Source organism: Pseudoalteromonas sp. MMG006 (genome assembly GCF_018101025.1).
Taxonomy (GTDB): Bacteria; Pseudomonadota; Gammaproteobacteria; order Enterobacterales; family Alteromonadaceae; genus Pseudoalteromonas.
Genome location: NZ_JAGJEJ010000020.1, coordinates 23,031 through 48,251 on the forward strand (window position 1 = coordinate 23,031; position 25,221 = coordinate 48,251).

Sequence of the window (25,221 nt, forward strand, 5' to 3'; positions counted from 1 at the left end):
AATTTTGAGTGGTTATTGCAAATAGCTAGAATTCAAATGCAATGCCTTTTCCACATCAATGCCCATTATTAGTACGCCTATGTGGTTGTAGTGCTTATTAAATACCGGAATGCTTAATTGAACTTGAAAGTGATGAGTAGATATATCGTATTCCACATTATCAAAATAGTAATCGTCGATTAGTGTAAATACGTTGCTAAACTTATTTTCATCCCCTTGCCAGTAATCAGTAGTAAGTTTACTTATTGCTACATTCTTACCTTGGTTGTCGGTAAGTATGATTTCGGTCACACTGCCATTAAACTGAGACTGCCATGCTATTAATTTTTTAGATAGTGCTTTATTGAGCATTGCTTTACCTAGCTTAGCGTGCTCTTTTTTTACTTCTGTTTGCCATTGTGTATCTAATTCTAAAAGCTCATTTTCGTCTAATCGCGAGCTATTACTTATAAGGGTTTCCTCTATCAATTTAGGCATAGCAGCCAGTACTTTGGCTTGTTTATATATTAAACCTAAAATATGTTTTTTTTCGCTCTTCGATAATGCAAAAGGTGCTTGAGAGCATGCGCCTAGGTTGTCGTCAAACTGACTCATAAATTGTGGGTGACGCTTTGTTAAAGAATTAGAAGCAAATAAACCTAGCGGTACATAGCGAAAAAACTCTTTATTATAAAGGGATTGATCTATTCCTAAGCCCGATGCAACGTGTTCAAAATCATCTAGATCGAGCAATATCCTATCTACTCTTTGATGATGTAAAATCCTAATAATTTCTTCTAACGAGTTAACTTCAACTTGAACTTGTATATTTTGAGATTTTAACCAGTTAGCCTGATAACTCCCTCTCACAGCACCATAGTGGATTTTATCTTCCGGCTTGTTAATGCTATCTGGGTGAGTAAACCAGTACCATTTTTCTAAAAATATAGGCGAAGTTATTTTTCCATAGGTTTTCATTTCTGGCGTTAAATGAGTAGTAAAGTACCCGTCTAAACGGCCTAACTTAACCTCTCGTCTGGCACGAAGCCATGGCAGTGTTTGCAACTGAAAAGACGTGCCCATCTCATATAAAATGCATTGTACTTGGTTTACTGCGTTATCGGGTGTGGTGGTCGGTAAGTTAGAACCAAACTTAAGTGGCTCGGATAATCCAAGAAGCGTTAAAAGAAATAAGACAGACATAATCAATTACTAATATTTGCAGAAATTGAACAAAGTATAGTCAAACAAATGAAAAGTTTTAAAAACTTATGGTAAAGGTTTGTATGATACTAACTTACACAATTAATAAACTTCTCTGTTAATGCAGTTACTTTTGTTTTATCTCTATAGAGTGGTTGTGAACTTTTTATCAAATAACCCGCGCATATATCTTTTGATTTTTGAAAGTTAGCATGACAACTTTGGACACTATTACCTAGAACCTCTTGGTAAGCTCTATCTGCACACATTGTTAGAGCAAACTCCGTCGCGCCAATTATAATTTCATTAACACTTACAGCGGACGTTTCTAGTTTATAAAATATATCGCTGAACGTTTTAACCTCAGTTCCTTTATTTAATGAGCCCTGACTCGCTTTTGCATTTAAATAATACCCAACAAAAATAACAGATACAGATAGTATGATTAATTTTTTCATCATTTTCCTTAATGCAGTAGCAAACTACTTCCATTTTTAAACAAAGCAAAAGTCTTGCTTCTAATAAAGTTTACTGATGTTGTTTATATGGGTACATGGCAGGTACATTCAAACATCCGTGTAAAGAGTGGTTAATTCCTTGTTATTCATCCATTAAAATGTCTGAAAACACTCCGAATTCTAACATCCAATTCTAAAAATACAATAATTTAAACGTTGTTTGGGGTATAAATTTAGCTATATTTGGATTTACTCAACAAAAATAAACAAAATATGTTTTTGTACATGATTAAAACCATATTAACGCTTAAATTTAGTTTCCAAAATTACCGAAGAAGTTGTCCGTTCGACCCCATCTAGATTACCAATATCATCAAGTAGATGACTCAATTTTTCTAAGTTTTGCGCTTGTACAACAGCAATTAAGTCAAACTCACCGCTTATTGCATAAAGCTGAGAAATAGCATCAATCTGTTTAAGCTCTAAATTGGTTTTAGTGGTGAGTTTTTGCATCACTTTAATAGATACATGAGCCGATACCATACTGCTTAAATAATCTTCACCGTAGTCAACGCTATAGCCTTTTATAACACCGGTTTCTTCAAGCTTTAACATTCGGCTTTGCACAGTAGAACGCGATAGATTAAGCATGCGCGCTAAGTCAGAAATACTTGCACGCGCATTAGTTTTTAAAATTGAAAGTAACTTTTCGTCTTGTGGAGTTATCATATTGCTTATTAACTTCGTTATTTTGACTTTTATTGTAATCAATTTTCACAAAATAGCACTGCAAATTTAATGTATAACCTTCGATAATAACCACCAATAACAAAAATTACTTAGCTGAGAAAACGCCAACGTTTTTATTTTGCTAATCTTTATTCAATATTCACAATTTTTAGGTGTACAAAATGCAAGTATCAAGAGACTTATTTAACGATGTAATGGTGCCAAACTATAACCCGTCGGCTGTTATTCCAGTGCGCGGCGAAGGCTCACGTGTATGGGATCAAAATAACAACGAGTTTATTGATTTTGCAGGTGGTATTGCTGTTAATTGTTTAGGGCACTGCCACCCTGCGCTTGTATCTGCATTAAAAGAGCAAGGCGAGAAAATTTGGCACTTATCAAATGTGATGACTAACGAGCCTGCCCTACGTTTAGCACAAAAAATGGTAGATGCTACATTTGCGGACAAAGTGTATTTTGCAAACTCAGGCGCAGAAGCTAACGAAGCCGCACTTAAACTTGCGCGTCGTTTTGCTTTAGATAAACACGGCGAAGAAAAGTCACAAATCATTGCGTTTAACAAAGGTTTCCATGGCCGTACATTTTTTACCGTAACAGTGGGCGGCCAAGCGGCTTACTCAGATGGCTTCGGTCCTAAGCCTGGCGACATTATGCATTGTGATTACAACGACATTGCAGCATTTGAAGCACTTATTAGCGATAAAACGTGTGCAGTAATGATGGAGCCACTGCAAGGTGAAGGCGGTATTATTTCACCAACAGATGAATTTGCTAAAAAAGTACGCGAGTTATGTACTAAGCATAATGCACTGCTTATTTTTGATGAAGTACAAACCGGTGTTGGCCGCATTGGCGATTTATACGCATACGAAGGCTTAGGCGTAGTGCCTGATATTTTAACGACCGCCAAAGCACTTGGTGGCGGTTTTCCTATTGGCGCTATGATCACACGTACTCATATCGCAGATCATTTAAAAGTAGGTACGCACGGCTCTACTTATGGTGGTAACCCACTAGCATGTGCTGTAGCAGAAGCCGCCTTTGATACAGTAAACACACCTGATGTATTAAATGGCGTAAAAGAGCGCGAGCAGTTATTCCGCGATGGCTTAAACGCTATTAACGAAAAGTACAACGTATTTAGTGAAGTACGTGGTAAAGGTTTACTTATTGGCGCTGTATTAAACGAAAAATTTGAAGGCCGCGCACGCGACTTTTTAGTTGCCAGTGCTAACAATGGCTTAATGAACTTAGTGGCGGGCATGAACGTGATTCGTTTTACCCCTTCTTTAGTTATTCCATTTAAAGATATTAAAGAAGGCCTAGCACGCTTTGAAAAAGCAGTAAGCGACGTAGTAAACGGATAATTTAAGTAGGCGCGCCTCAAAGCGCGCTGTTGGAGCAAGTAATAAATGCAAGTATTACGTCCTATTACCACTGCAGATTTTGCTGCACTTAAGCAAATTGCAATCGAGTCAGGCCATGGCTTTACCTCTCTGCCTGTAGATGATGAGCAATTAAAAGAAAAAATAGATCGCGCCGAAAAAAGCTTTGCTAAAAATATCAATCAGCCACTCGATGAAAGTTACCTATTTGTTTTAGAAGATAGCGAAACAGGTGAAGTCATTGGGACTACCGCCATAGAAGCCGCTGTTGGTTTATCCGTACCGCTGTACCATTACCATTTAGGTAAAACAGTACATCACTCGCCTACACTTAATGTTTATAACACCGTTGATATTTTAAGCATGTGTAACGATTACACCGGATGCTCCGAAATATGTACTTTGTTTTTGCGCGAAAACAGCCGCAGAGGTTTAACCGGTCGCTTTTTGTCACGCTCACGCTTTTTATTTATGGCGCAGCACAGCGAACGTTTTGCCGATACCGTGATTGCTGAAATGCGCGGCGTAAGCGACGAAGATGGTCATTCACCGTTTTGGCAGTGGTTGCAAGAGCACTTTTTTAGTATTGAGTTTCCTCAGGCTGATCACTTAGTGGGGCTTGGTGATAAAGTGTTTATTAGTGAGTTAATGCCTAAATACCCTATTTACGTAAACTTACTAAGTAAAAAAGCCCAAGCAGTTATTGGCCATGTGCATGACAAAACAAAACCGGCGCTCAAATTACTTGAAAAAGAAGGTTTTGAGCATCGTGGCTACGTTGATTTGTTTGATGCAGGTCCAACGGTAGAAGCAAAACTTGGTAATATTCGCAGTATTCGTGAGTCTCAAGTATGCCCTATTACAATCGGCGAGCTGGAACATATTAGCCAGCACAGCTCAGATACACTTGCCGTTTGCAACCAAGGTGTAAGTGGGTTTAGAGCTACCTTTACCCAGCATGCCCACTATAACCACGCTAAACACACCTTAGTAATAAGCCAAGAAGTGGCTGATGCCCTTAATTTATCCCAAGGAGATGCAGCGCGCTTTTTTCGCCTGTAAAAAAATATGAACACACACCTTATAAATAACCAATGGCAAACAGGCCAAGGCCCTGCTTTTAGCTCTATTAACCCAAGTAACGGCGAAGTTGTATGGCAAGGTAATGGCGCAACTGCTGAGCAAGTAGATTCTGCAATTAATGCCGCTAGAGCCGCACAAGTACAATGGGCAGATACACCAATTGAGTCGCGTATTACCATACTTGAAAACTTTGTAGCGCAATTAAAAGAGCACAGCGAAGAATTTGCAGCCATAATAGCGCGTGAAACTGGCAAGCCTCTTTGGGAAACACGCACAGAAGTAGGCGCTATGACAGGTAAAGTGGCCATTTCTATTAAAGCTTATAACGAGCGCACCGGCAGAATAGAAAACCCAATGCCAGGTGCTAAAGCGTTTATACGCCATAAACCACACGGCGTTGTAGCTATATTTGGCCCTTACAACTTCCCAGGGCATTTACCAAACGGCCACATAGTACCTGCCATTTTAGCAGGCAATACCGTGGTGTTTAAACCCTCTGAGCTTACACCCCACGTTGCTGAATTTACTTTATCACTTTGGTTAAAAGCAGGCTTACCATCGGGGGTTATTAACCTAGTGCAAGGTGAAGTAAAAACAGGTAAAGCACTTGCCTCACATAAAGACATAGATGGCTTATTTTTTACCGGCAGCTCAAACACGGGCCTTTTACTACATAAGCAGTTTGCCGGCCACCCAGGTAAGATTTTAGCGCTTGAAATGGGCGGTAACAACCCATTAATAGTTAAAGATGTTGCCGATGTAAGCGCTGCAGTACACGATATTATTCAATCTGGCTTTATTACTTCTGGCCAGCGCTGTACTTGTGCACGCCGCGTGTTTATTGAGAATTCAACCAATGGTGATGCCATTTTAGAAAAACTTATTCGCGCGACTAAAAATATTGTCGTTGATGATAGCTTTGCAGCTGACCAGCCATTTATGGGTGCAATGATAAACGAAAGAGCAGCCCTTGGTATGGTTGCTGCGCAAAATGAATTAGTTGAAAGCGGCGGCAAAATACTCGTTGAGCTTAAGCAGCTAAAAGCAGGCACAGGCTTTGTAAGCCCAGGTATTATTGATGTTACACATATCGCTAACATGGCCGATGAAGAACACTTTGGCCCGCTTATAAAAGTTTACCGCTACAACAACTTTGACAGCGCAATAGCAGAGGCTAATAACACCAGCTTTGGTTTATCAGCTGGCTTACTTAGCGATAACGAAGATGATTACAGCCACTTTTTAAAACGCATTCGTGCTGGCATTGTCAATTGGAACCGCCCTATTACAGGTGCCTCTAGTGCTTCGCCGTTTGGTGGTATTGGTGCAAGTGGTAATCACCGTGCTAGCGCATATTATGCGGCCGATTACTGCGCTTACCCTGTTGCGTCAGTTGAATCAGACAAAGTGAATTTACCGCAAACTTTAGCACCTGGCTTAGTAATAGAATAATACCCATTTTTAAGGATTTAACATGCATACCAACGTCAATACATTATTTGAAAACCTATGGGATAACTATTTAGCCGTTACGCCATCGGCAGATAAAATTCATGACCTTTTAGGTTCAACTCAAAAAGACGACATAATTAACGATCATATTGCGCTACGTACGTTCAATATAGAAAAAGTAGGCCTTGAAAAACTAGCAGCACATTTTTTAGCGCTAGGTTACACAGAGTGTGGCGAATACCACTTTGAAGCTAAAAAGCTATACGCTAAACACTACGAGCACAGCGATCCAAATCAACCTAAAGTATTTATCTCAGAGTTATTAGTAGAAAAGTGCTCACCAGAGTTACAAGCTATTGTTACCGATATGGTAAATCAAATTGATGAAAGCACTGTAACCGCTGAGAACTTTTTATATTCAGGTACACATTGGCAAGTAAGCGGTGAAACCTACAAGCAGTTATTAGCAGAAAGCGAATATGCCGCGTGGATGTCAGCATGGGGCTATCGTGCCAATCACTTTACTGTAAATATTAATATGCTTGTCAAGTTTGATAACATTCATGATGTTAATCAGGCGCTTAAAGATGCAGGCTTTGCGCTTAATACATCAGGCGGCGAAGTAAAAGGCTCACCTGAGGTGTTACTAGAGCAATCATCAACACTTGCTGATGATTACGCCGTTATGTTCAGTGATGGCGAGTTACGCATTCCTAGTTGTTTTTATGAGTTTGCAATTAGATACCCTAAAGCTGATGGCGAGCTTTACACAGGTTTTGTCGCAGCGTCTGCTGATAAGATATTTGAAAGTACAAATGCCCGTTAAATATTCTTGGTCATAACGCTTCTGGTAATTTAAAAAGCCCTTTTGGGCTTTTTTACGACAATTTTATTCTAGAACAATTACACTTAGGATTATGACTATTATATATAAAACCTTTTTTATTCTTTTTGCTGTGCTTACATCAAAAGTAGGTATTGCAAACGAGCCTATTACATTGCTTTCTAGAGCTAATGCCTCTACTGATGGATTTTTAAAATCAGATGAAACATTTAAGCGCCTTTTAAGCCATGTTTTTGACGCTAAGTTACAGTGGACAAATCAAGCTCGTCTCATTGTACGTCTTGAAACTAGTGAGCCCGTGTGTAGTTATGACCTAATTAAAACATCAGAACGTGAAGAAAATATTGTTTTTTCAGAGCTACCAACCACTGTTTATGAGCAAAGGAAGATTTACGCATTTAAGGACTTTTTGGCCGGCCTACCTGAGCAGGTTTCTATTGCAGACTTACTTGATAAAAACCACACCTTAGGTGTCGACTCTGGCACTAGCTACAAAGAGCTTGAGCCTACATTAGAAAAATACAAAAACCAAATCGCATCAATCAGTAGTGAAGATACGAGCTCCCAGCTACCAAACTTACTTATACATAATAGAATAGATATGATTGTTGATTATGAAGTAAATATTCAAGAAACGTTTAGCGAAGAGCAGCTTAAAAAAATAGGTAGTCGAGCAATAACTGAATACCCTGAATATATAAATGGCTACTTCGCATGCAGTAAAACACCTCAGGGGATAAAAGTAATTCAAGCTATAAATCACTTAATGAAAACCCCAACAATTTACAACTACCTACGCAAGCAACCTGGTCACTCTTATAGCGCTGATACTTCGAGTGAAATCATGCTTGCAAACAAAAATATGTTTGTAGCATCTCACAAAGATTAATAATATAAATCGTTAAGATAAGTAATTCATATCGATGTAATCACATGATAATTATAAACAATTAAATATTTTTATTATTTATAAAATTTATATTGCGCTGAAGAAAAACTCGTTTTATTATCTCGCCGCTTCTTGATGATAGCCAATCCGAGTACATTACAAACCCCGTTTGTAGCAAGGCGATAGAGCAACTATCCAAGAGTGAATTTGACTGTGCGTAAGCACGATTGATCTCACTCAACCGACTCGTGGATAAACCATAACCCGAGCGGTTGCTTAATGTACTCGGAAAATATAATGGCTTTATCAACTCAACTAAAAGACACCGTAACTAAAGTACCTGCAGCAGCGGTTGCTGCAAATCAAGCATTTGATTATGTACAACCGATTAACACGCACATTGAACAACTTGCAGCACAATTTGGCGCACCACTTATGGTCCTTGACTGCGAAGCTATTCGTCGGCAATACCACGCGCTTAAAAATGCACTACCTGGCGTTGTTTTGCACTTTGCATTAAAACCACTGCCTTTAGCCGCTGTGGTACGCACCTTACTTGAAGAAGGGGCAAGCTTTGATTTAGCAACAAGCGGTGAAGTTGACTTAGTGGCAAGCCAAGGCGTGCCAAGTGAGCGTACTATTCACACTCATCCAATTAAGCGCGACAGTGATATTCGCGATGCGCTAGCGTATGGATGCACTGTGTTTGTTGTTGATAACATAAACGAGCTTGAAAAGTTTATTACCTACAAAGACCAAGCTGAAATTTTAGTGCGCTTAAGCTTTCGTAATAAAGATGCATTTGCAGATTTATCTAAAAAGTTTGGCTGCAGCCCTGACGCTGCAATTGACATTATTAGCTACGCACAGCAACTAGGTATTCGTATAAAAGGGTTATCGTTTCATGTTGGCTCGCAATCACCAAACCCAACTAAATACGTTGAAGCAATTAATGCGTGTGCAAAAGTAATTACCAAAGTAAGTGAGCTTGGCTTACCAGCACTTAGCACACTCGATATTGGTGGTGGTTTTCCTGTGCCATACAGCGCAGATGTACTACCAATTGACGTTTTTTGTGCACCAATAAACGTAGCTTTAGCGCAATTACCTGAAACAATGCAAATTATTGCAGAGCCGGGTCGTTTTATTGTAGCAAGCAGTGTAACTAGCGTAGCCTCAGTGATGGGCCAAGCTCAACGCGAAGGTAAAACGTGGTATTACTTGGATGACGGTATTTATGGCTCTTTCAGCGGCTTAATGTTTGACGAAGCGGCATACCCTATCGATAGTGCTAAACAAAATGGTGAGCGTTTTGAGTCTGTACTTGCAGGCCCTACTTGCGACAGCATAGACGTAGTGAGTGATTCTATTATGTTGCCCAAACTAAACAACGGCGATTTAATTATCAGCCGTATGATGGGCGCATACACACTGGCTACAGCAACCGACTTTAACTTTTTCAAACGAGCTGAAGTTGTAGTATTAAACGAGCAAGTACACAGCCAAGAGTTAACTGGTTAATTGGCTCCATTTCCTCAACTATAGTTACGTTGGCTTGTAACTATATACTTAAACGCAGTTGCTCATTCCAACTGCGTTTTTTTATACAAATATAATCTCGTAATTAGAGTTAACTGACTTACAGTTTCTTTAAATACAGCTCATAGCATATGTAAGTCCATATAATAAAATTATATCACCGCATTGTTTTTATGATGATCGACCCACATATATAAAGCGTATCAGGCTTAAATAGTTAAGGGTTAATTATGAAAAACGAACTCGATAACAAACAAATTTTATCAGTGTATGAACGCATTCAACAACGCGGTAAACCTAACGATATTGGTAAGCACTACGAAGGAGTTACTGCATACTCCGACATAGACGGTTACACCATTTATTTAGAAGGGAGTGGTGTATTGTTAAGGTTTGGCTTTCACAACGCATACCATCTCGATTACGAGCACGATAAACACAAAGACGACTTTTTAAAAAAATTATACAACATAGCAAACGAGGAATAATGCAGCCACGACGACTTCGCAAGCGCACCACTAACAAACAAACCACTTCGTTTATAAATTTAGTTATTAATGAACTGATGTCTCATCCTGAAAAGCTTGAGATTGTACGTAAAAATCTTGACGAATACCGTCAGCAAACCCATTTAAAACGTGGTTTTTTACTTGCCATAGAACGTTTTGACTGGGTGTTTGAGGCGAGTAACGACGTAGATTTTATTTGCCAGCAAATTCTAGCCGATGACTATATTGGTAACCGTTTAAGGCGCTACCCTTTGTTGTTTAAAGGTGTTATATCTCCCCTTTAAGCACATCGGTTTTTCTAAAACCTCACCACTTCCTAAATGTAACTTCATTTAAAAAACTTTTAATTAGTACACTAATTAAACTCGCAATCACAAAACTTCTGTCTATTTAAAATACCATTAGTACTCTAACTATTACCCTTCTAACGATTATTTATCTTTTTTATTACTCCAATGCTGTAAACAAATACTTACTAATTTTAACATTACAAAATTAATGCGTAAGTAGTTGAAATTTAGCAGCATTATTTATCATTGAATTGTCATTCACCCCCTGAAAACCTTCTCACTTTTGTTAATATTCCATCTACATCTTGGTATCTGATGGTTTACTTACGCCTTGAATTGTTAGAGCTATTACATTAAGCTTATCTTTATTGAACGTTCAATTAATAAAAAATATGCCTAAAGTTGGAATGGAACCTGTCAGGCGTCAGCAGCTAATTGACGCAACCATAGAGTCGGTTGCACTGCGTGGATTACAAGGCACGACAATTAATACGATTAGTAAAAATGCTGGGCTATCCTCGGGCATTATCAGTCACTATTTTGGCGGCAAGCAGGGATTAATAGAGGCAACGGTTAGGTATTTATTATCTAATCTAAAAAATGAATTAATTGAAAAAGTTTTACCATCTACCAGCGCTATTGAGCGCTTAATGTTTATTGTTGAGGCCAACTTTGCACTTGTTCAACAGCGCAACGATACAACCCGTACATGGTTAAGTTTTTGGGCGCAGTCAATGCACGATAAAGAACTACATCGACTACAAAACGTAAACAGTAACCGCTTGCAAAGTAATTTAGCATTTTCTTTTAAGCAACTAATGCCAGTAAAGCAAGCAAAACAAGCTGCGGAACTTAGCGCCGCCATGATTGATGGCCTATGGTTAAGAGCAGTATTGATTAAATCAAACGAAGACAAATTTAAACACAGTGAAACGTTAGCTAAAAACTACGTGCATTCACTCATTAAGCAATATGGAGCCTAGCGTGACTACACCTGTCTATCAAAACTTTATTGACGGCCACTTCCTTGCAAACCAAAGCGGCGAAACTTTTGATGTAAAAAATCCAGCAACAGATGAAGTTATATACTCGGTAGAAGTTGCCGATGAATTTGTGCAAAACGCAGCCATTGAAAGTGCAAAACAAGGTTTTGCACAGTGGTCAAAAATGACACCCATTGAACGTAGCCGCATTTTACTCAAAGCGGTCGCACTTTTACGCGAGCGTAACGACGAGCTTGCACTAGTAGAAGTGCTTGATACCGGCAAACCAATGCAAGAAGCAAATTGTGTTGATATTGAAACCGGCGCAGATGTGATTGAATACTTTGCAGGCCTAGCCCCTGCACAAGTTGGCCAACAACAAATGGTAGGTGATGACTTTTATTACACGCGCAAAGAGCCATTAGGTATTTGTGCAGGTATTGGTGCATGGAACTACCCGTTACAAATCGCATGTTGGAAATCAGGCCCTGCCCTTGCCGCTGGTAATGCATTTATATTTAAACCATCTGAAGAAACACCACTAGGTGCTATTAAACTAGCTGAGATATTTGTAGAAGCAGGCGTACCTGCTGGCGTATTTAACGTAGTACAAGGTGCTGGGGACGTAGGTCAATGGTTAACGTCGCACAGCGAAATTGACAAAGTGTCGTTTACGGGTGAAGTCGGTACAGGTAAAAAAGTAGTTGCAAGCGCTGCGGGTACTTTAAAAGACGTCACAATGGAGCTTGGTGGTAAATCACCCCTTGTTGTATTTGATGATGCCAATATTGAGCAAGCAGTTAGTGCAGCTATGTTAGGTAACTTTTATACGCAAGGCGAAATTTGCACTAACTGTACACGTATTTATGTACATAAGAATATATATCAGCAATTTATTGATGAGCTTAAAACGCGCACTGAGCAAAATATTATTGCCGGCGACCCACAAGATTTAAATACTAACTTTGGTGCATTAATTTCTAAAAACCACCAAGATTTAGTAATGAGCTATGTAAATAAAGGCATTGAAGAAGGCGCTACGCTACTTACTGGTGGGTCAACGCTTTCACCTGAATCTGCGCCTAATGGTTACTTTGTTGCGCCTACTGTATTTATCGATTGCCATGATGATATGACCATAGTTAAAGAAGAAATATTTGGCCCGGTAATGAGTGTGCTTGTTTTTGAAGACGAAGACGACGTAATTGCACGTGCCAATGGCACTCATCTAGGCTTAGCCGCGGGCGTATTTACTAGCGACATAAAACGCGCACACCGTATTATTCATCAGTTAGAAGCCGGCATTTGTTGGATTAATGCCTACGGTAACTCACCGGCCGAAATGCCTGTTGGTGGCTACAAGCAATCTGGTATTGGCCGTGAAAATGGCATAGAAACACTTGATCATTACACGCAAACTAAGTCTATTTATGTTGGTATGGCCGACATAGAAAGCCCATTTTAAGGCGCCCTACTATGAGTAATCATTACGACTATATTATTGTTGGCGCAGGATCTGCGGGTTGTGTTTTAGCTAACCGATTGTCTGAAGATGCTAGTAATCGTGTGTTACTGCTTGAAACCGGCGGCAGCGATAAAAGTATTTTTATAAAAATGCCAACTGCGCTGTCTATTCCTATGAATACCGATAAGTATGCGTGGCAATTTCATACTCAACCTGAGCCACATTTAGATAACCGTGAAATGCACTGCCCTCGCGGAAAAGTCCTTGGTGGTTCGTCGTCAATTAACGGTATGGTGTATGTTCGTGGCCATGCTAAAGATTTTGATGAATGGCAACAGCACGGCGCTAATGGTTGGGACTACCAATCGTGTTTACCGTATTTTCAAAAGGCAGAAAGCTTTTACCTAGGTGAAAATACATACCGAGGTGGTAAAGGCCCACTTGGCGTTAATAACGGTAACGAAATGCAAAACCCGTTGTACACTACGTTTATAAAAGCCGGTGTACAAGCAGGTTATGCTAGTACAGACGATTATAATAGCGCCCAACAAGAAGGCTTTGGCCCAATGCACATGACTGTGAAAGACGGTGTCCGCAGCTCGGCTTCTCGTGAGTATTTAGACCCAGTTAAATCACGCGCTAATTTAACGGTGATCACTGGTGCACTTGCTCAAAAAGTGATTCTTGATGGTAAAAAAGCTACAGGCATTGAGTACAAAGTTAATGGTAACGTTCAAACTGCTCATGCTGCCAAAGATGTTGTTTTAAGCGCAGGCCCAATTGGCTCTCCGCATATTTTACAGCTCTCTGGTATTGGCGATAAAGACATACTAGAAAAAGCAGGCATCGAAGTTAAACACCACTTACCGGGTGTAGGTCAAAACTTACAAGATCATCTTGAATTTTACTTTCAGTACAAGTGTAAGCAACCAATTACTTTAAATGGCAAGTTAGGGCTTATTTCTAAAGGCTTAATTGGCGCTAAATGGCTACTTACTCGTAAAGGTTTGGGTGCAACTAATCACTTTGAGTCGTGTGCGTTTATTCGCTCAAAGCCTGAAGTTGAATGGCCAGATATTCAATATCACTTTTTACCAGCCGCTATGCGATACGATGGTCGTAGTGCGTTTGCAGGTCATGGTTTTCAAGTTCACGTTGGTCATAACAAACCAAAAAGTCGCGGCAGTGTTACGATTCAATCAGCTAACCCTGAGCAACCGCCACAAATAGTGTTTAATTACTTACAGCATCAAGACGACATTGAAGGCTTTAGAGCCTGTGTGCGTTTAACCCGCGACATCATTGAACAAAGTGCGTTTGATGATTACCGTGATGAAGAAATTCAACCAGGTAAACATATCCAAACCGACGAAGAAATTGACGCTTTTGTACGCCAAGCCGTAGAAAGTGCTTATCACCCTTCTTGCTCATGCAAAATGGGTGAAGACGATATGGCTGTGGTTAATTCAAGTACTCAAGTACATGGTATCGAAGGTTTGCGTGTTGTTGACTCGTCTATATTCCCAACAGTACCTAACGGAAATTTAAATGCTCCTACGATTATGGTGGCTGAAAAAGCAGCTGATTTAATTTTGGGAAAAACGCCCCTGCCTCAAGCTTCAGTTAATGTAGCCATGAGTGACAATTGGCAAACAACACAGCGTAATAGTGAGATTTAATTAAGCCATAAGTGCTCTGTATTACGCAGAGCACGTATATCTTGTAGTGGCTCACGGCATAAATTGGTTATGCGGTGTTTATGCAAGAAATAAAACAAAAAACGGAGAACTTATGAGTTATTTTTATTCATTTTGGGAGGGCGATAATGACTATATGGCTTAGCGCTGGCATTATCTTTACACTACTTGCAGTTATTACTATTTTATTAAAATGGGGTAATGTTCGCGTAGTAGGTGTAACACCAGTAAGAACCTTTACCTTTATTGCAATATTATTTACCTCAGGCCTTGATGTTGGCCTAATCATGTTTCCATTAACCGAATTTGCAGGTTATGCAGACATAAAAGCAAGCCCAGAATACGCGTTTGCAAACCCTCTTGCCATTGAGTTTGGCTATTGGGGATTCTTGATCTGGGGATTTTACTTTCTTACGTGCTTTTATTTCTGTGTAATAGAACCTAAAGTTAAATTTTTCGAAATTCCTTGGGTTAAATTCATCAATAACGTGGTAATTATTGGTACATGTGCATTTACCGCTTATTTGTTACTCACTAATTTACCTTGGTATTTACCAGAGCTTGGTGATGGTTCGAGCGTTATTCCAACATTTTACCTTATTGTATTTGCGGCTATTTGCTTTGCTGTTTACTCAAGTACAGACATTAAATACGTACGTTTTTTAAGTATTTCGACAACGTGGTTATTTATCGCATTAATTGCCTTTATGTGGGCAGGTGCATTTGTTGTCGGTGATAGTGAGATGTCTGCTTTTACTGATAATTTAGCTTCTATTGGTACTTACTTTGCTAACATCAATGAATTTGTTTTACCGCTTAATGATTACCACGAATTTTACTTATTTTGGTGGTTTGCGTGGAGCATAATGATTGGTCAATTTACGTCTCGTTTTGTAGGTGGTCTTAAAACATACCAAGTGCTAGGTGCAATGCTTATATTCCCATCTATTCCAATCGCAATTTGGTTTAGCGTACTTTATCACTATCATGAAATGGGTATATCAACAGCTGGTATTAAAAACTTTGCTATGGTGTTTGTAGGTATCGTATTTGTTATTAATTCACTTGATTCATTAATACGTTTGTACACTGATAATCTAAACCTAACAGTAAAACGTTTAGGCAAGATGAACTACATGCTACTAAATATCATTGCGCTGTCGTTATTAACACTATTATTTAAACTTGAGTTTTTACAAATACAATGGGTAGGTGCACTAGTTATTGGCTTGTTCTTTGGCTGTGCCGCATTTATAGGCTACAGCAAGTTTAAAACAGTAAATAATATTGATAGCTCACCAAAAGCTAACAAAATCGACTATACAAAAATAGAAACAGTACATTAGGGATCAACACAATGAATAATAAACTAAAACAACTTGCAGTCGCTTTACCATTTGCACTTTTATCAACAACTGCTGCTGCAGATTGGTCTACAACAATCACTGCAGCGTCTGACTACACTTTTAATGGTGTTACACAAACAGATAGCGACCCTGCAATACAAGGTAGCCTTGACTATGCTTTTGATAGTGGTGTGTATGCTGGAGCATGGGCTTCAAATGTAGACTTTGGTGATGACACTGATTTTGAGCTTGATGCTTACCTAGGTAAATATGTTCAACTAAATGATAATGTTAGCGCTGATTACGGTATTGCTTATTATACTTACCAAGGCAACAACAGCGATGGCAACTATGCAGAAGCTTACACTAAATTTGGCTACGCAAGTGAATACGGCCAAACTGAGCTTAACTTTTGGTACAGCTGGGATTACTTTGGTACAGGCGCAGGACATGTAATCTCTATGATTGCACATACCTTTGAAATTGCCCCTAACCACGCAATTCGCGCAAGCTTTGATATTTCAAACTCGCTAGATGGTGACAAATGGGAATGGGATGTAAATCAAAAGAAATCATATAAACATTACCGCTTAGCTTATCAAACAAGCTACGAAGGGTTTGGCATTGAAATAGCAGCTGAAGATACTAGCTTAGACTACGATTACGCAGATGAGCGTATTGTACTTGCTATTTCACGCACATTTGATCTTTAATACATTGATTACTGATTAAACAAAAAATGCCACTCTATCTAGGGTGGCATTTTTACTTGTAAACTAACTCGTAAAACCCAATGCACTTGTACCCGAGGTTGAAAGGATAATAGGATTGTTACGCAATACCTTATTACCTAAATTAAACGATAACTCAGGGCGGCTAACTAAATTCCGCTGAACAGAGCTCACACCCATTTTTTAACCAGCTCAAACAGCCCTATTTTCAACGCATTCATCCCCTGCTTTTGGCCTAGTCCGTTGTATCTAAAATATCATTATATTTTTGGCTTTTATTAGCTTGAACAATAAATGAGTGATCTATTTTTATTACGTCAATAGGTAAACTTGCAAGCGTACTTAAACTTAACGAGCCAAATTCAGCACCTAAATAATTAATAGCAATGGTGATATTTTTAGCACGTAATTATCCGAGTTCTTTATTCTAGGCTAACTTTGAAGGTGGACTCCGTTAGTTCAAGTATTAACTATATTGCAGGCAAGCCGGTATTTTTGGTTTTTATATTGGCGTTTTCTTCGCTCTCTTCGCTCTCTTCGCAGGTAAATCCCACAGCAAAATAGCAAAATAGCAAAATAGCAAAATAGCAAAATAAATATTATTAATGATGCTAATGTCATCAAAATTAGCTTTTGGGAATATGCCGCTAAAAGGTCTGTGTCGCTTGTCTTATCAGGAGATAATTTACCGACTAGCCATCTATTATATAATGTCCATAGATAAGGAATTATACTAAGGTGCCGTATTCTAAGTGATGCACGCAATTTCAAAACTGTGGATATCGATACCTGAATAAAATAAATTAATGCGATTTATTTGACTCGTTAACTCTAAATTGATGCAAAAACAAATTAGAAGTAAAACTCATGTTATAAATCCAACAATTTTCAATTTATTCACCAATAGAATCCATTTAAACTATTTCTCCTAAAAGCCATCAGTAGAAAGCGACTAGATCGTCTATTTTTAGTACTAAGCAAGTAATGATACTAATTCAAATAGGCAAGAGCTGTAATAAAAAGAAACTGATAACCCGCTGTACAATAGGCTAACTAAATACCCATATGAATAAGAATAAACCAACATATAAATTTTTAACTATCTCGTAATCAATTATTATCTATTAGATTACGAGATAGTTATTAATCAACACACTTAAAAGTCAAAGTTGCCACGCATAGCTCACTTTCGTAAAGAAAGTGCGCTGTTCTCTCTCAACGCTTTTAAGCAAATCATCTTGATAACTTTTATCTGAGTATCCTAAGTAGAATAGGGTTTGCGCATTAATTTTATACGAGTAAACAAGTTGGCTGCCATAATCTTTATTTATATGACTTACTTGGTAAAAATAAGCGTCTTTGTTTCTATCAATGTCTTCAAATTGTAAAATTAGCTTAAGCATTGAACGCATACTAAATTTATAGTAAAGCCTAAAATCTAGTAAGTTTGCAGTATAAACTCGCTCGCCTTCAGGGCTATCTAAAACACTATAGTTATGTTTAACATCTACTTGCCAATGATCGTTTATATCCCATTGAGCTTGTGTTTGCGTAGCGTACGAATCGCCAATTTGCTCGTTTGCGTAATCTATACGGCTACCATATTCACCATAAAACGAAAGCAATATATTATTTTTAGGTTTAAAGCCTGTATAAATAAAGCCAATATTTTGGTTATAAAAAGTATCGTTATAATTCTCATAACGATGAAGTAAGCCAATTTCAAAAATAGACTGTTTTTGCCCTTTTAATGTTATAAACCCTTGGTATTCGTCCTCAAGTAAGTCGCCATTTTGAGCCCACGTTTTATTCCAATCGGCTTCATAAGACCATGACGTTAGTAACCCTGACTCGTCGCTATACCAAGTTTGTCCGCCTACAAATCCTACCTTTTCATAGTCTACTTTTTCTTGGTAGCCAAGGTCTGTGCGGTAATCTTCACCGATATTTTCGTAGCTCGCAGACAGATTGTAGTCACGTTTATCTCTTGTAAATTCAATAGCGTATGCCTCATCGGACTGGGTGTTAGCTAAATTATAGTTATTGGTTAAAAATGCTGAATTTTTAGAATCAGCCGTTGCCACTTGATAAGCAAGCGTATCTGATTGATTAAACCAATAACTGCCATCAATAGAGAATACCGTATTGTAGTAATCATCACTTTCTCGATGAGTTGTACTAAGCCCTATTGTACCTTGCTCACCAATATCATATTGATAACGAGCAGCTGCTGCGTGGGTTTTATCCTCTAAAATAGCAAAGCCAGAGCCTTGGTTTGTAGGCAATAAAATATTACTGTTATTGTCATCGGCATACATAAATGCGTAGCTATGCTGAGCCGTTTTACCTGTAAGTTTTACACCAACCTCAGGCTCTGCAATAGTGCGGGTATAAAGTAGTTCAAGTAAACTGCTTTGAAAATAGGATGCTCCATCTAAAAAAAACGGTCGCTTTTCGTTATAATATATTGAGTAAGTCGTGTTTACATCAAGCTCTAGGGCATCACTTTCTATTTGCGAAAAATCAGGGTTAATTGTCGCATTAATTACCACATCTTGAGTCACACCCCAACGTAAATCAAGGCCTGCTTCGACATTAATATCACCGTTATCCCAGTTACCGGGTAGGGCTGGCTTTGAATCATTTCTAAGCGCTGTAAGCGTAGGTGTTAATTGTAAATTTTTACTGGCTTTTACGTTTTTAAAACCGTGGAGTTTATCAAACTGACATAGGCTGCATTTTATATCTCGATCAAAACCCATATTTGAAAGTTGATAAAGCACGTCGCGCTGATAATTTCGTAATACCGCAAACCCCCACGTTAGGTCGGGCTTATTTTCAGGAAATCGAAGAGCTTTAAAAGGTATACGCATTTCAACCACAAAGCCTTGCTCAGTAATTTTACCTGCGCTATCCCATATTGCGTCCCAAGAGGTGTCTGACTGCCAACCATCGGTGTCACTCATACGTGTATCACCTTGCGCGCCTAATGGGTTTACATAAAATTCGTAAGCTGAACGCTCATCGTTAAAGGTATCAATAATTAAAATAACCGTGTCGTCTTGCCAAAGCGTATCTCTATCACGAAGTGGCGCCGTAATTTGGCTAGGCTGTGGGTCTTCGGCTACAAATGCAACGTATAAGTTGCTGCCATCTTCATACATGTAAGCATCGGTTTTAACCGGAGGAGTGCCCTTTTCGTTAGGCTCATCTTGAAACGCAATAGGTACTAATGTGGCATTTTGCCAATGAGGCTCGTCGAGCACGCCATCAACGGTAATATCAGTATTGATATGTGACAGCGAATACTGTGTTTTTTCAGCGGCTAATATTGAAGTTGTAAATGAAAGTGCAAAAATCAGTGCAAACAAAGCACTGAAGTATTTTTTTATAGTTATCAAGTACTGCATAAACGTCCATTCAGAGATATTCACCCTATAAAGGTAAACTTATTTACAGAGTGTAATTTAAGTCAGTACATTTGTTAATAGTTTGATACTAAAAATAATAAGTTTTTTAACTAATTAATATTAAAGAATTAATTTAAAAAGCTAGGTTTCTATCAATTTAAGCTTATTAGCCACACCATTCCATTGGTCTGCATCATCAGGGGCTGGTTTTACATCAATAATACGCGGCCAAACTAAAGCAAGCTCAGCGTTAAGTTCAGTAAATTCTTTTTGATCTTCTGGGAGTTCATCTTCTTGATAAATAGCCTCGGCTGGGCACTCAGGTACACACAAACCGCAATCAATACAATCTATTGGGCTTATTGCTAAAAAGTTAGGGCCTTCGTAAAAGGCATCTGCAGGGCACACTGCCACACAATCTGTGTATTTGCATTTAATACAGTTTTCGGTGACCACAAACGCCATAACAGTTAAAACCCAATAATTAAATCATCTAAGGCGCGGATCATACCCAACCACACTAAAAACACAATAAATAAGTGCCATAATTGGCCAATTTAACGTAGTATATGCGCCCTCAATGTAAAGCCATTACGTGCCCTACACTTCTTATTGTGAGCGGAAATAAACCCGCTAAGACACCTAAAAGAGATACTAATGATACGTTTAACCGAAATAAAGCTGCCGCTTGATCATAACGAAGATGCTATAGGCCAAGCCATAGTAGATAAACTAAAAATAAAACCTGAGCAACTGCACAGCTACAATGTGTTTAAACGAGGCTACGACGCACGAAAAAAAACAGCAATATTACTTATTTACACCCTTGATATTGAAGTAGATAACGAAGAAGCGCTCCTTAATACATTCTCCAAAGATCAGCACGTAAAACCGGCGCCCGACACTTCATACAAATTTGTAGCGCAAGCACCTGCTAACATTACCGAGCGACCTGTGGTAATTGGTTTTGGCCCATGTGGTTTATTTGCGGGTTTAGTCCTTGCTCAAATGGGCTTTAACCCGATTATTTTAGAGCGTGGTAAAGAAGTACGCGAACGCACAAAAGACACTTTTGGCTTTTGGCGTAAACGCACACTTAATACTGAGTCTAATGTGCAGTTTGGTGAAGGTGGTGCAGGTACATTTTCAGACGGTAAACTATACAGCCAAGTAAAAGATCCAAAACATTATGGTCGTAAAGTTATAACCGAATTTGTAGAAGCCGGTGCACCGGATGAAATTTTATATGTAAGTAAGCCGCACATTGGTACGTTTAAACTTGTTACTATGATTGAAAAAATGCGCGCGCGTATTATAGAGCTTGGCGGCGAAATACGCTTTAGCACACGCGTAGACGACATTCATATTGATGATGGACAAGTAACAGGTTTAACCCTTTCAAACGGTGAAAATCTCGATACTCGTCACGTCGTACTTGCAGTAGGTCACAGCGCTCGCGATACCTTTAAAATGATCCACGATAAAGGTATTTATGTAGAAGCTAAACCCTTCTCTGTGGGCTTTAGAATCGAGCATAAACAATCAATGATTGACGAGTGCCGTTTTGGAGATAATGCAGGCAACCCAATTTTAGGTTCAGCAGATTACAAACTCGTTCATCATTGTGATAATGGCCGTACAGTATACAGCTTTTGTATGTGCCCTGGTGGCACGGTAGTAGCCGCAACCTCTGAAGAAGGCCGTGTTGTTACTAACGGTATGAGCCAATATTCACGTAGTGAGCGTAATGCAAATAGTGCTATTGTTGTGGGTATCAACCCAGAAAAAGATTTCCCAGGTCACCCGCTTGCAGGCATTGATTTACAACGTAAGTTGGAAGAGCAAGCCTATGCATTAGGCGGCAGTAATTACGATGCCCCTGCTCAGCTTATCGGTGATTTTTTAAAAGGCAAACCATCGGGTAACCTTGGCGGCGTTGAGCCTTCATATACACCAGGGATTAAATTAACCGATTTAGGTAAAGTACTCCCGCAGTTTGCTATCGATGCTATACGCGAAGCCATACCCGCATTTAATAAGCAAATTCGTGGTTTTTCAACTAACGATGGCTTATTAACCGGTGTAGAAACGCGTACATCATCGCCTATTAGTATAAAACGCGATAAAAGCTTTCAAAGTATAAATACAAAAGGTTTATACCCAGCAGGTGAAGGCGCAGGTTACGCAGGTGGCATTTTATCTGCAGGCATTGATGGTATTAAAGCGGCTGAAGCAGTTGCACTCTCTATGCTAGAAAACGCTTAAACCAGTTTTTAAGTTATTTATCGAAAAGCCTCACTTTGTGGGGCTTTTTTGTGCTAAATGTATAATAAATAACATTTAGCGACTTAATATAATGACCAAAAATACCATCATTTCTTTAATTTGTGTACTTTGTGTATTTAGTACTAAAGCGAATAATTTAAAAACTATAGAGCAAATTCACGCAGCTTATAAAAACAAAACGACAAATGCACAACACGTCACACAAACTTATATAAACCGAATAGAAAAACTTAACCCACACTATAATGCTGTGATTAATATCGATCCCTCAGCTATTGAACAGGCTAAAGCTTTAGATTTACTCTATGCAAATTCTAAATGGGTCGGGCCACTTCACGGCATACCCGTTTTGCTTAAAGATAACATAGAGACCAAAGGTGTATTACCAACCACAGCAGGATCGCTGGCTTTAAAAAATAACATTACAAATAAAGATGCCTTTGTAGTTAAAAAACTGCGAGAAGCAGGTGCTATTATTTTAGGTAAAGCAAACCTGAGTGAATGGGCCAATTTTCGCTCTTCGCATTCTTCTTCTGGGTGGAGCGCTGTAGGTGGGCAAACACATAATGCTCACGATATAACTCGAAACCCGTGCGGTTCTAGTGCTGGTTCTGCAGTGGCCGTAGCACTTAATTTTGCGTCAATTGCTCTGGGTACCGAAACCGATGGCTCAATTACCTGCCCCGCATCAGTTAACGGTGTATATGCTATAAAACCAAGCATGGGCCAAGTATCACGCAACGGGGTTATTCCCCTTTCAAGCAGCCAAGACACTGTTGGGCCTATGGCTCATGCCCTAAAAGATGCGCTACTTGTGATGGCAGTTTTACAAGGCGAAGATAAAAATGATGTATCAACACATGAGTTTGTTTTAAATTCAAAAGAGTTAACGGCTAAATCAACACTCAAAATTGGTGCCCTACCAAGTGATAAATTTACCATTCAAACTCAGCAGCTTTATACAAAACAAATAAATGCACTCAAGCAAGCTGGTCATACAGTCACTGAAATAGAAGTAACCGACAATCTAGATACTTTATTTGCTGATGAATACTACATTTTACTTTACGATTTTAAAGCTGAAATAAATCATTACTTATCTAACACACCAAAAAAAGTAAAAACTAAAAGCTTAGAGGCACTCATTAACTTTAATAATCAAAATAATGAAACAGAAATGCCCTACTTCGGACAGGATATACTTACTCAATCGCTGGCAATTGATTTAACAAATAAAGATAAATACCAGCGTATTAAAACACGCTACCGTGCATTGGCTAAATCAGCAATTACTAATTTATATAAAAATAATGATATAGATATCGTTATTGCCCCAACAGTATCGCCAGCGTGGAAAACCGACCTCATTAACGGTGATAATTTTAAAGGCAGCAGCAGCTCTTTGCCTGCAATAGCAGGAAGCACACATATAACACTCCCTGTGGGCAAGGTAAGTAACTTACCGGTTGGGTTATCTATTATTGCTAATATAAACCAAGAGCAAGCTGCGTACACTTATGCGGATATAATTGATAAAACACTTTCAGTAGATACAAAAAAACCTGAGTAAACTCAGGTTTTTTTAATTAAAATTCGCGTTTTAACTTACTTTTTAAGGGTAAGCTTGGCGCCTTTTAAGCTTTTACGTACATTTGAAATGCGCGAGCGATTTACTGCACGTGCTTCGCCTGTTGCTTGCCCTGTAGGCTTATTAGTACGGCTACGGCGTAAATGCGCTGGTTTTTTACCAATTTTATCAATAAGTACTTCACGGTTACTTACTTCGTAACCCTCTAAATATACGCGCTTAATTTTTTGACCAATTAACGCTTCGATTTCAAATAATGTATTTTCTTCTTCACGACTTACAAATGAAATTGCTTGGCCCTGATTACCAGCACGACCTGTACGGCCAATACGGTGTACGTAATCTTCAGCAAGCCACGGTAAATCAATATTAATTACACGTGGTAGGCCATCAATATCAATACCACGCGCAGCAACTTCGGTTGCCACTAAAACACGTACCTTGCCTTCTTTAAATTCACGAAGTGCACGTCGGCGGTTACCTTGCGACTTATCGCCGTGGCATACAGTGGCAGGAATACCGTCAAGGTTAAGCTCTTTCACAAGCTCATCAGCCGTTTCTTTCATGTTTACAAACACAAGTACTTGCTGCCAGTTCTTTTTACCAATCAGCTCTGAAAGAAGCTCTTGCTTACGGCGCTCTTCTACTGGGTACACAACGTGCTGAACGGTACTTGCTGTGCTGTTAGTTTGATCAACACGTACAATCTCAGGCTGTTTTAATACTTTAGAAGCAAACTGTTTAATCGCTGCTGGAAACGTAGCCGAGAAAAGTAATATTTGACGCTGTTCGTCACAGCTTTTAATAACACTTTGCATATCTTCAATAAAGCCCATATCAAGCATACGGTCGGCTTCATCAAGTACTAAATGTTTAACGCTTGCAAGGCTTAAATTACCTAAACGGATATGATCAAGTAAGCGCCCAGGTGTTGCAACAACAACATCTACACCGTCTTTTAGTGAATTAGCTTGGCCTGCGGTATTAACACCACCAAACAAGCTCACTACTTTTAAAGGAGTGTTTTTTGCGTAAGCTTTAAAGTTATTAGCTATTTGCTCTGCAAGCTCACGAGTTGGCGCAAGTACTAATGCACTGGGTGCATTCGTTGTGCTGTGCTCTGATTCAAATAATTTTTGGATGATAGGTAAAGCAAACGCTGCCGTTTTACCAGTACCAGTTTGGGCACTTGCTAAAACGTCTTTACCTTTACGAACAGCCGGAATAGCTGAACGCTGAATGGGCGTAAGGGTGTGGTAATTAAGTTCGTCTAACGCCTGAATAAGTTCAGGGGCAAAACTAAAAGATTTAAAATTCATGCTGTATAACCTGCG

At 39.0% G+C, this 25,221-nt stretch carries 22 protein-coding genes; 15 read left to right on the plus strand and 7 right to left on the minus strand.

Translation table 11 applies throughout. The features are described from left to right. Positions 1–12: 12 nt before the first annotated feature. The 3 genes from J8L73_RS16045 to J8L73_RS16055 all read right to left on the minus strand — a co-directional run bounded on the left by J8L73_RS16045 (position 13) and on the right by J8L73_RS16055 (position 2,369). On the minus strand, positions 13–1,182 hold the full coding sequence (locus J8L73_RS16045) for a cellulose-binding family II protein (RefSeq protein WP_211018576.1): 1,170 nt from the start codon (positions 1,180–1,182) through the stop codon (positions 13–15). 89 nt (positions 1,183–1,271) lie between these two features. Next, positions 1,272–1,640: a hypothetical protein gene (locus J8L73_RS16050; RefSeq protein WP_211001420.1), complete on the minus strand. Its 369-nt coding sequence runs from the start codon at positions 1,638–1,640 to the stop codon at positions 1,272–1,274. A 300-nt stretch (positions 1,641–1,940) separates the two neighbouring features. Further along, positions 1,941–2,369, minus strand: a complete 429-nt coding sequence (locus J8L73_RS16055) for an Lrp/AsnC family transcriptional regulator (protein WP_058550238.1) — start codon at positions 2,367–2,369, stop codon at positions 1,941–1,943. Positions 2,370–2,551: 182 nt separating this feature from the next. On the opposite strand from J8L73_RS16055, the gene J8L73_RS16060 reads away from it, so the two are divergent. The 13 genes from J8L73_RS16060 (at position 2,552) to J8L73_RS16120 (ending at position 16,585) form a co-directional block, all read left to right on the plus strand. After that, a complete protein-coding gene (locus tag J8L73_RS16060) occupies positions 2,552–3,757 on the plus strand; it encodes an aspartate aminotransferase family protein (protein WP_211018578.1) in 1,206 nt (401 codons plus the stop codon). 45 nt (positions 3,758–3,802) lie between these two features. After that, complete coding sequence (gene astA, locus J8L73_RS16065; protein ID WP_211018580.1) at positions 3,803–4,837, plus strand: arginine N-succinyltransferase; 1,035 nt, start codon at positions 3,803–3,805, stop codon at positions 4,835–4,837. 6 nt (positions 4,838–4,843) lie between these two features. Next, the gene (gene astD, locus J8L73_RS16070; RefSeq protein ID WP_211018589.1) at positions 4,844–6,310 is read left to right on the plus strand and encodes a succinylglutamate-semialdehyde dehydrogenase; all 1,467 of its coding nucleotides are present in this window, start codon (positions 4,844–4,846) and stop codon (positions 6,308–6,310) included. A gap of 22 nt (positions 6,311–6,332) precedes the next feature. Next, positions 6,333–7,136 (plus strand): DUF1338 domain-containing protein, encoded by an 804-nt coding sequence (locus tag J8L73_RS16075; protein WP_211018590.1) that lies wholly within the window; start codon positions 6,333–6,335, stop codon positions 7,134–7,136. A gap of 91 nt (positions 7,137–7,227) precedes the next feature. Beyond that, complete coding sequence (locus tag J8L73_RS16080; protein ID WP_211018592.1) at positions 7,228–8,043, plus strand: transporter substrate-binding domain-containing protein; 816 nt, start codon at positions 7,228–7,230, stop codon at positions 8,041–8,043. A 297-nt stretch (positions 8,044–8,340) separates the two neighbouring features. Continuing rightward, positions 8,341–9,564, plus strand: coding sequence for a type III PLP-dependent enzyme (locus J8L73_RS16085; protein WP_211018595.1), 1,224 nt, complete (start codon positions 8,341–8,343; stop codon positions 9,562–9,564). Between the two features lie 248 nt (positions 9,565–9,812). After that, complete coding sequence (locus J8L73_RS16090; RefSeq protein ID WP_211018603.1) at positions 9,813–10,070, plus strand: DUF3081 domain-containing protein; 258 nt, start codon at positions 9,813–9,815, stop codon at positions 10,068–10,070. Beyond that, positions 10,070–10,375: a hypothetical protein gene (locus J8L73_RS16095; protein ID WP_211001412.1), complete on the plus strand. Its 306-nt coding sequence runs from the start codon at positions 10,070–10,072 to the stop codon at positions 10,373–10,375. The genes J8L73_RS16090 and J8L73_RS16095 overlap by 1 nt, the downstream gene beginning before the upstream one ends. Positions 10,376–10,788: 413 nt before the next feature. Continuing rightward, positions 10,789–11,364, plus strand: coding sequence for a transcriptional regulator BetI (gene betI, locus J8L73_RS16100; protein ID WP_211018673.1), 576 nt, complete (start codon positions 10,789–10,791; stop codon positions 11,362–11,364). Between the two features lies 1 nt (position 11,365). Next, positions 11,366–12,829 carry a betaine-aldehyde dehydrogenase gene (betB, locus tag J8L73_RS16105; protein WP_211018605.1) on the plus strand — a complete coding sequence of 488 codons (1,464 nt, stop codon included), beginning with the start codon at positions 11,366–11,368 and terminating at the stop codon, positions 12,827–12,829. A gap of 11 nt (positions 12,830–12,840) precedes the next feature. Beyond that, the gene (gene betA / locus J8L73_RS16110; RefSeq protein WP_211018607.1) at positions 12,841–14,508 is read left to right on the plus strand and encodes a choline dehydrogenase; all 1,668 of its coding nucleotides are present in this window, start codon (positions 12,841–12,843) and stop codon (positions 14,506–14,508) included. A gap of 146 nt (positions 14,509–14,654) precedes the next feature. Beyond that, a complete protein-coding gene (locus J8L73_RS16115) occupies positions 14,655–15,872 on the plus strand; it encodes a BCCT family transporter (RefSeq protein WP_211018609.1) in 1,218 nt (405 codons plus the stop codon). 11 nt (positions 15,873–15,883) lie between these two features. Then, positions 15,884–16,585, plus strand: coding sequence for a TorF family putative porin (locus J8L73_RS16120; protein ID WP_211018611.1), 702 nt, complete (start codon positions 15,884–15,886; stop codon positions 16,583–16,585). A 253-nt stretch (positions 16,586–16,838) separates the two neighbouring features. Here the strand turns inward: J8L73_RS16120 and J8L73_RS19515 are convergent, their stop codons facing one another. From J8L73_RS19515 to fdxA, 3 genes are all read right to left on the minus strand, one after another. Further along, positions 16,839–16,997 carry a hypothetical protein gene (locus J8L73_RS19515; RefSeq protein ID WP_348771990.1) on the minus strand — a complete coding sequence of 53 codons (159 nt, stop codon included), beginning with the start codon at positions 16,995–16,997 and terminating at the stop codon, positions 16,839–16,841. 769 nt (positions 16,998–17,766) lie between these two features. Next, positions 17,767–20,013 (minus strand): carbohydrate binding family 9 domain-containing protein, encoded by a 2,247-nt coding sequence (locus J8L73_RS16130; protein WP_211018613.1) that lies wholly within the window; start codon positions 20,011–20,013, stop codon positions 17,767–17,769. A 141-nt stretch (positions 20,014–20,154) separates the two neighbouring features. Continuing rightward, a complete protein-coding gene (gene fdxA / locus J8L73_RS16135; RefSeq protein WP_211001406.1) occupies positions 20,155–20,478 on the minus strand; it encodes a ferredoxin FdxA in 324 nt (107 codons plus the stop codon). A 192-nt stretch (positions 20,479–20,670) separates the two neighbouring features. Between fdxA and J8L73_RS16140 the strand changes: the two genes are divergently transcribed. Together J8L73_RS16140 and J8L73_RS16145 are read left to right on the plus strand one after the other, a co-directional pair. Beyond that, positions 20,671–22,278 (plus strand): NAD(P)/FAD-dependent oxidoreductase, encoded by a 1,608-nt coding sequence (locus J8L73_RS16140; RefSeq protein WP_211018615.1) that lies wholly within the window; start codon positions 20,671–20,673, stop codon positions 22,276–22,278. Between the two features lie 91 nt (positions 22,279–22,369). Further along, entirely contained in the window at positions 22,370–23,869 is a 1,500-nt protein-coding gene (locus J8L73_RS16145; protein ID WP_211018623.1) for an amidase family protein, read from the plus strand. 35 nt (positions 23,870–23,904) lie between these two features. On the opposite strand, the gene J8L73_RS16150 is transcribed toward J8L73_RS16145, so the two are convergent. Further along, positions 23,905–25,206, minus strand: a complete 1,302-nt coding sequence (locus tag J8L73_RS16150) for a DEAD/DEAH box helicase (RefSeq protein ID WP_211018625.1) — start codon at positions 25,204–25,206, stop codon at positions 23,905–23,907. Positions 25,207–25,221: the final 15 nt, after the last annotated feature.